Source organism: Pseudarthrobacter sp. RHLT3-21, assembly GCF_059383495.1.
Genome location: NZ_JBWZCI010000018.1, coordinates 52,089 through 67,429 on the forward strand (window position 1 = coordinate 52,089; position 15,341 = coordinate 67,429).

Annotated in this window: 8 protein-coding genes; 1 reads left to right on the forward strand and 7 read right to left on the reverse strand. The window is 56.1% G+C overall.

The features are described 5' to 3' along the window. The first annotated feature begins 315 nt into the window (after positions 1 to 315). The gene (locus AC50YA_RS16975; RefSeq protein ID WP_494983406.1) at positions 316 to 2,157 is read left to right on the forward strand and encodes a DUF262 domain-containing protein; all 1,842 of its coding nucleotides are present in this window, start codon (positions 316 to 318) and stop codon (positions 2,155 to 2,157) included. Positions 2,158 to 2,295: 138 nt separating this feature from the next. Here the strand turns inward: AC50YA_RS16975 and brxL are convergent, their stop codons facing one another. Genes brxL through AC50YA_RS17010 form a run of 7 tightly spaced genes read right to left on the reverse strand, consistent with a single transcriptional unit; the run spans position 2,296 to position 15,332 of the window. Continuing rightward, positions 2,296 to 4,431, reverse strand: a complete 2,136-nt coding sequence (gene brxL, locus AC50YA_RS16980) for a BREX system Lon protease-like protein BrxL (RefSeq protein WP_494983407.1) — start codon at positions 4,429 to 4,431, stop codon at positions 2,296 to 2,298. 9 nt (positions 4,432 to 4,440) lie between these two features. After that, the gene (pglZ, locus tag AC50YA_RS16985; RefSeq protein ID WP_494983408.1) at positions 4,441 to 6,924 is read right to left on the reverse strand and encodes a BREX-1 system phosphatase PglZ type A; all 2,484 of its coding nucleotides are present in this window, start codon (positions 6,922 to 6,924) and stop codon (positions 4,441 to 4,443) included. After that, the gene (gene pglX / locus AC50YA_RS16990; protein ID WP_494983409.1) at positions 6,917 to 10,390 is read right to left on the reverse strand and encodes a BREX-1 system adenine-specific DNA-methyltransferase PglX; all 3,474 of its coding nucleotides are present in this window, start codon (positions 10,388 to 10,390) and stop codon (positions 6,917 to 6,919) included. The genes pglZ and pglX overlap by 8 nt, the downstream gene beginning before the upstream one ends. Continuing rightward, the gene (brxC, locus tag AC50YA_RS16995; RefSeq protein ID WP_494983410.1) at positions 10,390 to 13,911 is read right to left on the reverse strand and encodes a BREX system P-loop protein BrxC; all 3,522 of its coding nucleotides are present in this window, start codon (positions 13,909 to 13,911) and stop codon (positions 10,390 to 10,392) included. The genes pglX and brxC overlap by 1 nt, the downstream gene beginning before the upstream one ends. After that, positions 13,908 to 14,531 (reverse strand): DUF1788 domain-containing protein, encoded by a 624-nt coding sequence (locus AC50YA_RS17000; RefSeq protein ID WP_494983411.1) that lies wholly within the window; start codon positions 14,529 to 14,531, stop codon positions 13,908 to 13,910. Before AC50YA_RS17000 ends, brxC begins: the two co-directional genes overlap by 4 nt. Further along, on the reverse strand, positions 14,524 to 15,144 hold the full coding sequence (locus AC50YA_RS17005; protein WP_494983412.1) for a DUF1819 family protein: 621 nt from the start codon (positions 15,142 to 15,144) through the stop codon (positions 14,524 to 14,526). Before AC50YA_RS17005 ends, AC50YA_RS17000 begins: the two co-directional genes overlap by 8 nt. Continuing rightward, complete coding sequence (locus AC50YA_RS17010; RefSeq protein WP_494983413.1) at positions 15,141 to 15,332, reverse strand: helix-turn-helix domain-containing protein; 192 nt, start codon at positions 15,330 to 15,332, stop codon at positions 15,141 to 15,143. Before AC50YA_RS17010 ends, AC50YA_RS17005 begins: the two co-directional genes overlap by 4 nt. Positions 15,333 to 15,341: the final 9 nt, after the last annotated feature.

Genomic DNA, 15,341 nt, shown 5'->3' on the forward strand with positions numbered 1-15,341 from the left:
CTACGCGGGCATCTTTGATGAGTCAACGCGGACCGTTGACCACGGGCCGTTACCGGCGGAGCATTGGCTTGCGTGGGACTCGCGCGCTACGTGCAGGTTGAAGCAAGCAACATACAATAAGCATTAACATTTTAGAACAATGGGGTTTTATTATGAAAAAAGTTATAGCTGGTTTTGCGGCGGCAATTATGGGTGGACGTGGACTGTTAGATTCACTGAGTCGACCGTCCCCGTCGCCTGCAAGGTTCAGCGCAAAGCAACGGATCGGCACAGGACACGGAGCACCCTCGCCCTATCCCACGGAGGTACTGCGCAGTGAAGAAGATTGATGGCATCGCCAAGTCCGTTAACGACATTCTCAAAGGCAATCGCTACTCAATTGACTACTATCAGCGCGAGTTTAAGTGGGAGCCCAAACAGCTAAAGGAACTAGTCAACGACCTGACCGGCAAGTTCTCAGAAGCCTGGGATCCAACCCACGAACGCGACCAGGTAGAGAAGTATCCGTACTACTTCCTTGGCTCGATCATCATCTCGGAGAAGGACTCTGTCCCATTCATTGTTGGCGGCCAGCAGCGCCTGACCAGTCTGACTCTCCTACTGACGTTTCTGCGGCGCCTGCAAGGAGAACGGCCGGATCAGGTATCGGTCGACGACCTGCTCATGGTTGAAAAATATGGGAAAAAGTCCTTCAACCTTGACGTCGCGGATCGAGTTACCTGCATGACGGCACTTTTCGAAAGCGGAGCGTTTACGCCCGTCGAAAGCGCATCCGAGTCCGTCCGGAACCTTGCTGCCCGCTATGACGAGCTCGAGGATGTCTTCCCGCAGGATCTCCGAGAAGATGCGCTGCCGTTCTTCATAGATTGGCTGATCTATCGTGTTCAGATCGTTCAAATAACTGCCTACACGGACGATGACGCGTACACCATCTTTGAGACCATGAATGATCGCGGGCTCAAGTTGACTCCCGCTGACATGCTCAAGGGCTACCTTTTGGCCAATATCACCGACGGCCCGCTACGCACGGAAGCCAACGACCAATGGCGCCACCGGATGCTTGAACTGGGTGACCTTGACAAGGACGGGGACTCTGACTTTCTCAAAACGTGGCTCCGGAGCCAGTACGCGCTGAAGATTCGTGAACGCAGAAAGGCGGCCAAGCCCGAGGACTGGGACCGCATCGGTACGGAGTTTCACAGGTGGCTTCGGGGTGAAGCGAAGCGCGTCGGCCTGAACAAGTCGGCAGGATTCCTCGACTTCGTTACTGGCGACCTCGACTTCTACAGCCGGCAATATACAAGAGTGGTGAAGGCTGCGACGTGGACGCAGACTGTTCCAGGCCTCGAGTTCATCGGTTTCAATGCAGACCGGGGCTTCACATTGCAGCATCAACTTCTCCTCGCACCACTGAAGCCGGGCGACTCAGACGACGTCGTAGAAACCAAGCTTGAACTGGTCGGACGGTACGTCGACGTTCTGCTGGCATGGAGGACATGGAACTCTCGCAGTATCGCGTACTCCACAATGTCATACGCAATGTTCCTCGTGATGAGAGATATCCGGCGTTTGGGAGTCAGCGAGTTGGCACAACGTCTACATGCCTCTCTGCTGGCCGAGTCAGAGACATTCGACAGTAACGACCATCTTCGGCTACATCAGCAGAACCGCTTCCAGGTACACAGGCTGCTGGCTCGGATTACTGACTATATTTCATTGCAGTCCGGGCAGGCATCCAGATATCGCGAACTGACGAATGCGGCAAAGGTCCGATACGAGGTCGAGCACATCTGGGCCGACCATGCCGAGCGCCACACCGAAGAATTCCCCCACGCGCATGACTTCGCAGAGCATCGAAACCTCATAGGTGACCTACTGCTGCTCCCGAAGTCCTTTAACGCCAGTTACAACGACGATGCGTACGAGAAGAAACTTCCCCACTACCTGTCCCAAAACATCTTGGCGCAATCTCTCCATCAGCAGTTCTATGAGAAGAACCCCGGCTTCGCACAGTTCGTGAAGACGACAAACCTTCCCTTCAAGCCGTACGAGTCATTCAAGAAGGAAGACGTCCTAGAGCGGGGCCTTTTGTACCGTGAGGTAGCTCAGCGCATCTGGAATCCAGCGGACATACTGGCGACAGCCGACCTCGACTAGCCGCCGCTGGCTGCCGTACGGTGCAGAACCCGGAGGCTCGTGGATGTCTTCCCGCTCACCGCTTTGAGCAACCTGCTCGACTTCACCAATGGGTGTCGCAGCAGGGACCGGTCCATTGCGGAGCCGAAGGAACCAGCACTAGCTTCCCCTACTGGCGGAGGATTCGTTCAAGGAGGTGCGCTGGTAGATAACGTTGAATGATCTAACCTTGCGGAACTCCTGAACGCTCTGCCCCAACTCAAAGGACTTCTCGGGCTTCTCGAAGATGTCCAGGCCCCGACCAAGAGAGATGTCCCAACCCGTGTCGGTCCGAACCCACCGGTCATGGAGCTCCAAAGGATCTACAAGATGAACATCCATTTTTATGCCGGCGGCCTCGACTGACCCCTTAATTTGAAGGAGGTCCCCGAGCTGCTTCTGGGCATAACCTGGATCCCCATCCTGAACGGTCTTGAGCATGAGACTGACCTCTTCGCCTGTCGGTATGCGCTTGGCCCACGTCGCTATGAAATCAACAAGATTGCGCATCTGATGCGGCAGGCGGATGTAGGGGTCCTCAAGCGTGATCATTCTGGCGCCGTCCAAATAGGGACCGAAGATTTTTTCGTAGCTGGCGCCTGTTTGACCGTTCTGGAACGTCAGCATCTTTCCCAGCACCGGCTCGGCGGCTGCAGCGCCGTTCGCCGGCTTCCCAACGGATGCTGCCGGAAACAGCCCACTGGGCGGCTCCACGTCCGGGCCGTCGGGTTCGGCTCGGGCGCCCGCTGCCGCATGATCCGCACCCCGGTAGTAGATGGAGGGATACCGCAGCTCTTCCGCCGTTGCTACAGGCCTCCACTCACCTTCATGGGTTTCATAGCCAAAGTTCACAAATGACATCGTCTTGTCGATGCGGAGAATCTGGTCCTTCACCCGCTTGCGGCCTTCCATGGCCAGGACCAGGATTTCTTCGATCTCCTCGACAGTCGCATGCCCATGGGGGTACAAGATCTTCATCAGCCCGGAGAACGTCTTGTGGATCCCGTCACGATCTCGCGTCGAAATGTCGGACGACAGCGTGAAATGCTCTTTGTACCTGTCCGAGTAGTCATACACTCGCTGCGACTTCAGGATCTCGGCGATGTAGTCGACAACGAACCCGTATCCGTCGGAGAACATCTCGCCCCGGATGATGTCGATCTCCCAGCCGGGAATGTAGTGGTGCAGGCGGTCCAGAAACGCGGCGTCATAGTACGACGGCGGCAGCTCGTCGAAGAGATCGGCGTGCTTGAGCATGTGGGGAACCGTATGTTGCGTGTTGCCCACGAAGACCATGGAAGCCTCGGCGCCAAGGGTTTCAACCCCGCGGGAGAAGGTCTTGTTGGCCATGTAGTTCTTCATGATGTCGACGAGAGCTTTGTCGGTCTTCTTAGTCTTTCCAGCGAACTCGTCGAATGCGACTGCGTCCCAGTATCCGACCAGGCCAAGCCGCCCGTTGGCGTTGTTGACGAACAGCTTGGGGACAGTGATCTCCCCGCCGGAGATCAGCATACCGTGTGGAGAAAACTCTGAATAAATGTGGGATTTGCCCGTTCCCTTTGGCCCCAGTTCAACGAGATTGTAGTTGCGTTCGCAGTACGGGATCAGCCGGACCAATTGAGTTAGTTTTGCGCGCCGGTTGAACATCTCCGGGTTGAACCCAATGGACTGGATCAGCAGATCCACCCACTCCTCGGTGCTGAACTCTGCGCGTGATGTCAAATAGTCGTCTACGTTGAAATTGGACAGCTGGATCGGCTTGAGAGAACCAAGAACCCACGGGATCTGTTTGGAGTCCAGCGGATGATCGTATTCAACATCCGCGAGGCACCAGACGCCGCCTACCAGCAGCTTGGGATGTTTCTTGATTGTGGCGGAGTCTACGAGTACACGCGTTATGCCGAGGTTGGCGAACGACGCCTCATACACGTCGTCCTTGTCGTTGAGCGTGACGCTGATCTTGTCTATGACTTTATGCCGGCCGCGTTCCCGAATCGTGGAACGGACAAGCTCTGATTCGTTGCGGTGTACGTAATGATCCGCGAGGATCTGCCGGACCGTTTCAATTCCGGCCTGGATGGTGGCTTCATCATCCGTGGCACAGTACTGGCCGAGCAAGTACTCCAGCACATAGGACGGCACGATCGCATTGCCCTTGACCGTCTTGACCAAGTCTTTGCGCACCACCGAGCCCGCAAAGACCTTATTGATTTTCTGGTCGAGACCGTTCATGCCATTCCCCTTGCCCTCGTCCATACGTATCCCCTAGAAATCAAAGTCGCCGGTGAACGACCGGCTAAGCTTCAGCGTTTTTGATGCATACACGCCCCAGTGTGCGGTCTTGGGGGCTTTGGCCATTAGGAGGAGCTCAACGTTCTCCTTCATCAGATCGTCTGCATCCTTGCTTAGAACCAGCTGCAAAGACACCATCCGTTCGCGCTTATCAGCGCTTGTCAGGTCGAAGTCGTGGAGCAGTTCGTTGGAGATGCGACGGTCGCCAAAGTAGAGCCCGACTCTGAGCTGCCTGGGCTGGACCTTGTCGCTGACTGCCTCCTTTTGGAATAGTCCAACAACAAGTTGATTGGTCGTGATCGAGTCCTTTTCCTGCATGATTTCGACGTCGACCAACGTCACGTCCCCGGACTTCTTCTTGTTGACCCGAAGAACCGGTACGACTATTTCCTGAAGTGACGCGCCGCCGTGCACAAAGCGGGCGCCCGCGCCCTGCCTCTTGAGCCTCTTGATAGATTTCGGGATCTGGATCTCTATATCGCCTTCGAGACCTAGCTCGGCCGACGAGAAAGCCCGAAGACCGTGAAGGGGCTTGAGGTTCTTGCCAAGAACGAACCGTCGGTTTTCGAAATAGAACTGCTCGCCCTGCGGCGTCTCCGAGAGGAAGTCACTGGCATCAATGGCCTTGTCTTGGTAGATGAACCCATGGTCTGCCGTCACGAACATGTTACTGACGTTCGCACCGGCAGTCTTTTTGACCAGCGCCACGATGTCCAGCAGAGCTTGTTCTGCCGCCTGGAAGGCGCTTGTCTCGGTGGCCAGCTTGTCACCTGTGTGGTCAATTGTGTCGTGGTAGATGTACACAACCTGATGAGTCTTGAACAACTCTCTCTGCTCGTCCCGCGTCATATCGATGAAGGTGCCTGCCTTGATGGCAATGCCGCCGAAGGGCGCCAGGATCTTGGATCGGTTTTCCGTCCCGCCTGACTGGACACCGTCGAGGAGAACGAGTGCGCTCTTGCCGGCCTGCTGTTCCAGTTTTGTGTGTGGCAGGAGCGATGCCATTCCGAGTTGCGTATAGCTGGGTAAAACGCCGAGCATTGGCTCCAGCTGAGCGTCGTAACCGTTTTCCTGCCGGATGCGGGAACCAAGCTGCTCAGCAACTTCGTAGCGCATCGCGTCGGAGACGATGACGCAGGCTTTGTTGTTCTTAGCAAGCTGCGGCTGCACGTACTTGGAGAAGAAGGCACGCTGTGAAGGAACAGCGGATGACTGCCATTTTTCAACGGCATCAACTTGCAGTTGCCAGGCATCGTTAAGCGGGATCAGGAACTTATTCGAGTAGTGATTCTCGACGACATCCCGAAGCATCTCGAGTGGCTTCCCGAATTCGGTGATACGGACGCGATAGATAAATTGCCGGTACAGCTTGTCCAGCTTCCACCAGTTCTGCGAGTACTTGGTCAGTCCGTCGTCGAAGGAGCTGATGGTCACCTGGAATGAATCGACCTCTTCGAGTAGTTCTGCACCGGCTTCGATAGCAAGGTAGACGTCCTCATATCGATCCCACCACATCGACTGCCGCCGTTTCCGCAGCGCTTCGGCAAGGTCCTTGGCGGTCAGGTGCTTTTCCGCAGCCAACCTGGCCATATCCGAAACGATTTTCTGGTCAACGACTTCGAAATAGGTGTTGTCCAGAAGTTCTGCGTAGGGGATGGACTCAATCGCCTTCCGAATCTGGAGGGTAGCGGCGGACGACGTCGAGAGACTCTTGAACGCCTGGACACGCCTCACGTCGTGGCTCCAGCTGCCGAAAAACAGTTTTGCGTTCCGCGACTGTTGCCCCGCGCCATCAGCGAACTTTGTGAGGGTCGATTTGAAGAGCCACAGTGCAAAGTCATCCATGCTCGGCTCAGCCGACTTGTATCCGTAGATCGCCCGGAACCCCTCGAAGAGAAATTCTCGCAGGTCAAAGTCTGCGATCGTCCTGATTCTCGCGTCCTTGTTCTTGGCGCAGTCGTCCAGGAGGAGCCCCACAATTTCGTCGAGCCGATGGTCGTCGGCCCCACAACAGATAGCCAGCATCTTGGCTTTGACGTCCGTGCCTGAATCCGTGGGGCGCAGCAGAGACTTGAGCTTGACGCGCTTCTCCTCATCCGTGAAGAACGCAGAGTGCTGAGATACAAGGTACTTGAGCTCCGGGGGAAGTCCACTGACGTCTGCGGCGAGGTCATCTTTGTTGGCGCTGAACTTGGAATAGAACAGCTCGACGTCGAAAAGCCAGTTGTCTATGCCCTCCCTAACTGTTCCCTTTCGGTAGAGGACATAGTGAGCTTTCGGGTTGCCCCTCAAAGCCTCGAACTTCCGGGCGAACTCGTCGTTATCGATTTCCCGTTTCTCGACGCCTTCCTCGTGGAACGAGTCGAAGTCCGTTTGAAACTCTCCAGCCGGATCGTTCCATACGACGATCCGTGACTTCTTCAGCGCTTGACTGAGGTGCTGATGGATCTCACTCATTGGCGTCTAGTCCCACAATCTTCTTCAAAGCCGTCCCAAATTTCGGGTAGTTGGTCTTGACTCCGTCGTCCAGATCGATCTCGATCTGCTCCGTCGCCACGGGATACAACACTGACTGCTCCCACTCTTCGAGCTCCAGGAGCGTCTTGCCGAGCTGCTCCGATTCTTTGCGGGCCGCCGTCTGCTCCTTCGCCGAAGACGTCGGAGACAGTGCCGCTTGATCCATATTGGCGCGGCGGGCCCGCAGCTTCGCCTGGAACTCATGCAGGTAATCGTTCAGCACCACGCTGACCGTGTCAGGACGGTACCGGTGCATGTAAATAAGCGCGTTGAAGCTCCCCTTAGGCGAGGAGAACATCCAGTAGATCGGCCGCTTCTTGTACCGCTGCACATGATCCTTGTAGAAGTCCTGCACAAAGTACTTCCGGATGTCCTTCCCCAAAGCATCCTCGACAAACTGCAGGTTCTCCTCAAAATGCTCATCGCCGAAGGACACCTTCAGGAACACCCGGAACTGCTCGACAATGTCATCCTCGAACCAGCCGTCCGACAGAACCGGCAGCACATTGTCCGCATCAGGCGTAAACGACGGCGACGGCACCTTGCGCAGATACCCCGCCAAAGTGTCCCCCTGGTCCGCCAACACGAGGCCGGGCGCATCCATGCTGTAGCGGCCGAACATGCATCCCACCGCATATGAGATGAAGTCAAGGACTGCCAGCTGCGCACCCAACAGTGGGTTCGAGGACTCTCGATAGGGATTCGTCAAAGAAACTTCTCGCTGCGCCGCAATATCCAACGGGATGCCGTAGGAATCACAGAGAATCTCGTCAAGTTCAGTTTGTGCCCGAACTACTTCGTGCTCAAGAAGAGCCCACTTCTCGTGCTGCTCGTGGATAGAGTCCGAAATGTACTTTTCAGCTGGATCGCACAAGGGACTTCCCAAGAAGTCACACGAACTCTCGCCCGTGTCCCAGTCGTTTCGATGAATCTCAATGAGTCTAGATACGAGAGAATCAATCCTCACTCGATGTTCGGAGGGTATATCCCGCGGCACTGGAATCTCCCGGATCGAGCCAACGTTGAAGTCCAAGGTGGCTCCCATGAAGCCGAACAGCTGATCGACAACGTGGGAATTCAGAATGGCGAGCATCAACTTTCGCGCGGAGCTATCCACCGGAAAGGCACATGCTCCCTTTGCGCTGAATGTCTGCCCCACGCCGGCGTATCGTGCGCCAAAACTACCGGAAGAGAGGGCAGACCACGTGATGCTATCGTGGAAGTACAACTGTCTGGAGGGCAGCTTATTCCCGAGCTTTGACAGCTGCCTATAACTGTCCGTGTCGAACTTAACAACGAAGTCGTCATTTCCCCACCATTTTCGAAATGACCCACCCTTCAAATATGGTGCATACCTGTATCGACTGGCGTGAAAATCGGCGGTGGAAGTACAGTTCCTCCCGATTTGGCCAGCGGAAACCTCGTGCCAATTACGCATGAAGAGGTCATTGTTCCCGGTCTGAAACCCTTGCCGCACCGGGCCGAGGTCCTCTATCCGGAGTCCGCTGGCAAAAGTCGCACGCAAGTTCTCCGTCGCCCAGTAGGCGAAAGGTGCTCCCGGAATCTCCAAGAACACCGAGCTATCGATCTCGAATCGGCGAGGATGTTCCGCTGACTGGATTGCAGCGGCCAAATCGCCCTTCTTAGCGCTTTCATTCTTCCCGTCAATGAGTCGAAAATACGTTCCTAACTTCGAGTTCTGCTGACTATTTCGAAGCGTGAATGCCGTCGTACCAACGACCTCGCCGTTAATGCTGTCAAAGGCATTGGACCCGAGGTGCGCCATACTACTCAACGACAAGTCAGTCGATATTCGTCGGCGAAGCTGTGCGAACCGCGAGAGAAACATCCACGATTGCATGGTAACCATCGCCACCATGCAATCCAGATGTGAGAGTCCGACGCAACGTTCGATGAACATCGAGCAAAGATCGGATTTTGAGTCCGGGTATTCGCGTTTGGCGAATTCCGCGAGCTTTGCCCCCATGTTGCCGCTCCCCATGTAAGGCGGGTTCGCGACCACCACGTGGTACCGGGTGGAGAGATACTCCGACTGCCGGACCACCGTCCGGGCACGGTCCAGGACATCCCCGCCGAACAGCGTCGCCGCATCCCCCAGCGACTCCAGACGCGCCCTCATCGGTGCAATGAGGTCCTGGTTCGGGCGGATCAGCGAGCCGAATGTGTCCGCGTCCTCAAACGCCTGCCAGAACGCGATCTGCGCATGTTTGTCCCCGCCCCGGGTCGCCAGAGTCTCCAGCTCATCGACAGTGAACCGCACCGGCTCGAGCACACAGACATTCGGCTCCGTGCCCTTCCCCGGGTTCAAGAACGACTTCTGTACCCCGCGAGCCTTCATCACCAACGCAAACGCCGCCAACGCCCCCGCCCTCGGGTCAATCTCCGCCCCGAACAGGTTATGCGCCAGGATCAGACCCGGAATATCCGAAGGCGCGTACCCCGACTCCTCGTACATCAGATACAACAAATCAAACGCATACGTGAGCATATGACCGGATCCACACGCCGGATCCAAAACCTTCAAGTCCTCCGGACCAGTAATCCTCAGGAAGTCAGTCTCCGGCTCCACCGGGGCAATGTAGTACTCCATCTGATCCGCCAGACCGGAGCGCGGGTTGTTCAGAAGCCACAACCGGCCCAGGGAATTCTCCACCAGATACTTCACAATCCAGTGCGGCGTGAACAGCTGCGTCGCCGCCGGGATCTCCTTCGCCGTCGCCTTCTGATTCTTGAACCCGGCAAAGACCTCGTCCTTACGCGCCGCAATATAGAACTGGTACAGCCACCCGATTACCTCAACATCGCCGCACACCTCCGGCGTCAGAGTCCGCACGATCCGGGCCACAATCGACCGGTCCGAGAGCAAATCATCCGGAACCAGCAACTCCGTGAAATCCCCGGACCGCTCAAACATGAACGGCATCGGGCCCGCCCAAAAATTGCAGTACCCCGCCAGTAGAAGCTTGTACGCCTCGCCCTGAGGGTCCCGGGACGGCGCATCCCCCGCCAACAGACCAATCACTCGGTCCCGGACCTTCACCCCCACCGCATCGACATCAACATGGCCGGCCTTCGCCTCCGCCAGCACCTCCGGCTGACCCGCCACAGCCCCGCCCGCAGGAGAAACCACGCCTACACCCGTATAACCATTCACGTCCATAAACCGCAACGCCACCAACCGGTTGAACCACGTATACGCCACCTGATCCACCACAGCATCACGCCCCGATCGCACCACCGCCCCCTCAAGACGCCTCACCGCCTCAGGAAACTCAACACGCTCCACCGACCCAGGCAACAACACCCCAGCCAACCGCGCCCCAACAACGCCCACCAACTCAACCCGAACACCCGCAGCAAACCCACGCAACAGCGACAAGTCCATTACGGAGTCACCTTTCGTCCAATTGAGATCTCCATTTTGAGTGCGCGTCGGATGGCGCCCACGAAGTCCTCAATGTCGGATTCAGTCTCGATGAGTTGGATGTCTGAATCAAGCTCAATCGAGCCGAATGAAACGATCTTCGCCGGGGGGACAGTCGGTTCGTCCTCGACACCCGGTTTGGGCGGAACAGGCTCTGGCTTCTCTGGGTTCGAAGTCAGGATCTGGAACAAGCTCGGCTTGACTTCGTCGTTGAAGACGACGGCTTTGCTCTTCAGCGTAATGATCTGTTTCTCAGAGCCGATACCTGATTCAAAGGAAGTGATGCGGGACCTGACCTGGGCCTGAGCTTCCTTCGCGGCGGCAGCGAAATGAGCGCTGCTCGTGAGCGAATCGGCTGCCTTCTTGACAGCATCTTGGGCGGCCGTCCGTGCGGCTCCTACTGCTGCGTCGAGCTCTTCCCGGAGAGACTGAAGGTGTGCATTCAGCATCGGCATCTTTGTGCCCCTAAAAATCGTGGCGTCGTCCAGCAACCCGGCGATCTTCTCCGGAAGGTCGGACTTGAGCTGTTCGATATTTGACTCTTCGCCCCTAAGTAGCGCCACGGCGTCGTCGTATATTTTCTTCTGGCTTCCTTTCAGGAAGCTCTGGATCGGATCGATGAAGTCCGATTTGAGTTCCTGAAGCCCGTCCATCGAAGGCCTGAAGCTGTTTACGTACCACTCATCCGGCTGGCCGCAGACCTGGGCAAGGGCCATGACGGAACCGTTCAAGGATTCCATGAAGGGATACTGGAACATTTCCTGATCTAACTTCAGCTTGTCGTGCAGTGCCTGCAGACGGGACTTAGTGTCGGCTGCCAGTTCCAGCGTTTCCTTAGACGGCTGCGGTTCTAGGAAGAAGTCCTTGTAGAACTCCGCAAGCGCGCGAACGTCGGCCGGCCTGTAGTCAACTGGAACGGTCAGGACGAGCATCGGGAATCGCGCGGTGTTTTTCAGATCAGGGCCGATTTCCGTACGCGCAAGTTTTGCGCCGTCGCGACTGACCGCGATTTTGCCCACACCCACCAGCTTGGCGAGCTGAACTTGTGCGGCGACTGTCGCCCACCCGTAGGGCTTCGAGACAAAATGCTCATCGACAGATTTTACGGATACCTTGTTCGCCTGGTTGTTCTGCAAGGTAATCCAGTTCAGGATCTCCTGCTCTCCGACCGAGAGCATTTCAGCAGCATCGCCCTCAAGGGCACCGTCCAGGATCTTGATATTCTTCTGGATCTGATCCTCGCTGTACTTGGTCTTACCCAGCATCGCCAGCATCGGATACGTCCGAGCAATCAGGTCCTGGAATCCGAGGTCGATGCGCACCGCCGGATCCTCTGAAGCCACAGCGAGCTCTGAAGCGTTGGCTATCAGGGTCGCTTTCCCGATAAGGCTGCGCAGCCTGCCTACGACTTCCTTACGCCGTTCCGAGAGCTGTCTTCCCTTGACCTCCAGGATGTGGCGGACCGAATCCGACTGCTGGTTCGAGCTCTTCAGCTTGAGATACTTTTCGGTTCTCAGGTAAAGCCGCATGTCCGCCATCAGCCTGCCGTCGTCGGCAATCGCCACGCGAAGCTCGTCCCGGCCGGAACTGTGTGCTTTCAACGTCTCAAGCGAGTCGGCGTAAACGTACTCGGGGCTGATGAAGTGGAGAGTGAGCTCCCTCTGCGTGCCGTGAGGCGAGTCATCCAATCGAATGCCAAAGGGGAAGTCCTGACCATTGGTCTCATAGCGCACCTTAGAGGACTTCAGAATGTCCCCCGTCAAGAAGCCAACAAAATCCGAGCCGAACTTGGAAGAATCCAGTTCGACTGACTTGATCTCTTGCTCAATGTCCTTTTCGTCGCTGGTCAGGTATTCGTAGGTGCTGCCGTTCAACTGGATGTAGGTGCCCTGCTCCAGGAGATTGAGCGCGTCCTTGACACTCTTGGAGTGGTCCACCATGTTCAATCCGAACTGGTTGTACATAAGGATGGTCACGTTCCGCAGGGTGGCTTTGAAGTCGGGAACATACTTTACGAGGAAGAGTGCTTTGAGCACTTTTACGGCAAACTGGTTTTGTCCAGCCACATGGTCTTCGGCGGTGATGATGGCGCCCTGCAGCTGCGACTTCAGAGAGTGGCGGATTCCCTCGAACATCCGATCGAAGGTCGCCAGCTCGCCGACGGGACTTTCCTGGAGCTGCTGAATCACGTCCTGGAAGACTCCGAGCATCGAGCGCGCTCCGACAGCAAGATTGTTGCCCTCGAAGGCGTTGTGCGCGGACAATCCTTTCAGCGCATCCTGAAATAAGGTGTACTGATAGGTCACGAACGGATAGCTGGAAGTGAATTGATCCTCGTCATTGAAGATGCGGTATTTGCGTGATCCATCCGCGAAATCGAACAGCGTCTTAAAGTTGTTGGACTCAACAGCGTAGATGCCGCCCAGCTGAATCGATCCTGAGGCGGTCTTCTCGAGAAGGCGCTTCCGGATAACTTCTTCCACGTCAGCGCTCGTCAGTTTGACGCGGTTCTTGAAGCGGGCCTGGATCTTGGAAAAATCATTACCCTGTTTGCTGGTGCGGTCGCCGACAACGGCGTCGACGTCTTCTTGGGAAGTGACCAACACCCATGCCCGGCCGTTGCATCTTGTGGCCAATGTTTCTGCGACGGTCTGCAGGTTCAGCATGAGCTTGGTGTTGTCCGCAATAAACTGGCCGACCTCGTCGACAAAGAAGTTCAGGCGGTAGTCTCCGTCTTGGCCATCCAGCCATTCCTTGACATCATTGGCGAAGTCTTCAATCGATACGCTGTACTCAGAGCGGTACTTGGAGAGGATCTGTGTCGGGGCCCTCTCGTCGTCGCCAGTCACTCGCGCGTAGGCTTTCGCGATGTTGCCTTCCTGGAGGATGCCGAGAGTGCGGCCCTCCTCCCATTCCTTCGACGAGATGTCCCTGAAAGCGGCCTTGAAGCTGTCAAAGATCCCCTCCCTAACGAGGTCGCGCTCGAACTTAGCGATGTGGCCCAGCTGTCCATAGAAGCCGCAGGATTCGTTGAAGACTTTTACGAAAACGCTCAGCAACGCGTCCGGCTGGTCCTTGCTCTGCAGAGTCGCCTTCTGGTCAATATTGAAAAGAATGCTCTTGGCGGGGATCTGCCGTGACTTCTCGATGGACGCCCGCAAAATTGCGTTGCCGTCCGTCTTCTCTATGAAGCTGTTGATGACCTGCTCGCGGGAAACTCTCTGTCCATCGACGTCGCCGAGAAGATGGGCCAGCATCTTGAGCATGTGGGATTTGCCGGATCCGAAGAACCCTGAGACCCAAGCGCCATTTGCACCCGCATAGTTGTTGTAGGCGTCCAGCAAGGATTCCATCCGCTGGCTGGCCTCATTAGTGAGAACGTACTCACTAACTTCCGTGCCGATCTGGGACTCATCATCGGCTTTGACGACGCCCTCAATAGTCCGTGAAATGTCCTTTGCAAAGATATCTTGAAGTTTCATGCTTCCCCCGTGTTGACGTGATAGTCGAAGATGTTAAAGGCTCGGTAGTACTGATCGTCGGTGAGCTGCCCGAAGAGCACCAACGAAGATCCTTGAGACGGAGACTGCCGATACTCTCCCGGAAAGAACATCAACATAGGCCTTTCCTTCGAAATGCTCAACAGATTGTTAAGCACTGTGTGGGAGCGGATGTAGGGAAATACTTCGCCGATCCCGGTCAGAAAGAAAATGTCATGTGGTGCAGCTAGCTTCTGTCTAACGCGAGGGGCGAGCTCCTTGGCGGGATCGAAGATCTGCTGGAACAGTTCTCGGAATTCGTCTTTGGAATTCTGTGGCTCTGCTTCGAGCACGCTGTCCCAGAGCTCCCGTTCTTGGAGGATCTCCACTGTGAGGTCGTAGAGATTGATCTCCAATACCTCGATGCCCTCGAGTTTGAGACGATTCTGAAGCCGGCCTTGTGCCTTCTCCATGTCCAGGGCCTCTCCCGGCGCGAAGGGACAGATAAAGAATGGCACCTCGTTTCCGGGCACCTTGTTGTCCAAGAAGCGCCTGCTGGTCAGCGCCTTGAAGAGATGCTCTTCGCGCTCAGGCAGCGGCGAATCGGCGACCTTCTTATTCATGCTTCAAACTCTCAACCTCGAAGTCCGTAACGGGAAAAATAAATAGCGATCCGGGGCCGCGTCTCCTCAAGATTCCAGCGACGCGTTCACCGATCACCTGGGGCAGAATATGCCCTGCCTCCGACAATATTTCTGCTTCACGAAGCATTCTGAACAAGTTCTGGCGCAGCTTCAGCTTTGATGAGATCTTCAACTCCTCTAATTCCCCGTGCCAGAACGACTTCTTCACAAGGAAGGAGTCAAAGTCGTTGGGTCCTAGCTCGGTGTTGAGCGACGAGTACTTTTCTCTAATGACTTCTTCAGCGAATTCGGCTACCAGCCTGTACTGGAGGCAGATAGCAAGCCATATGATTTGAGACCTCTCCTTGGCGTTGCCGTTGACCACAACATCCAGCTCGTCGTCAGTCAGCATGCGGATTCGGTCCATGGCCTCTTTGCTGATCCTCAGGACTGCGGAAGCTGTCCGCTTCTGCAGCAGGTTCTCTGCCCGCACTGAGGCCCTGGCTGCTCCCCAGCTTCCTGATTTCATGTACTCGGAAGCCATCACTCGACACTCATTTGCGAGCAGTCCGCCCGTCGTGAACGAAAGCCTGTACTTTGTCTCGTCGCTCAATGCGGCAGACCGCCCTCAGCGGCACCGCCCGCAGTCACCCAGGCATCAACATCGCTGAGTTTGAACTTCCACAACCGGCCAACGCGATGAGCCGGTATCTCTCGCTTGGAGAGCCAGGCGTAAACGGTGTCTTTGCTGATGCCCAGATGCTCGGCCACGTCATCCACGGATGACCAGGGTTCAGCCATATTGACATG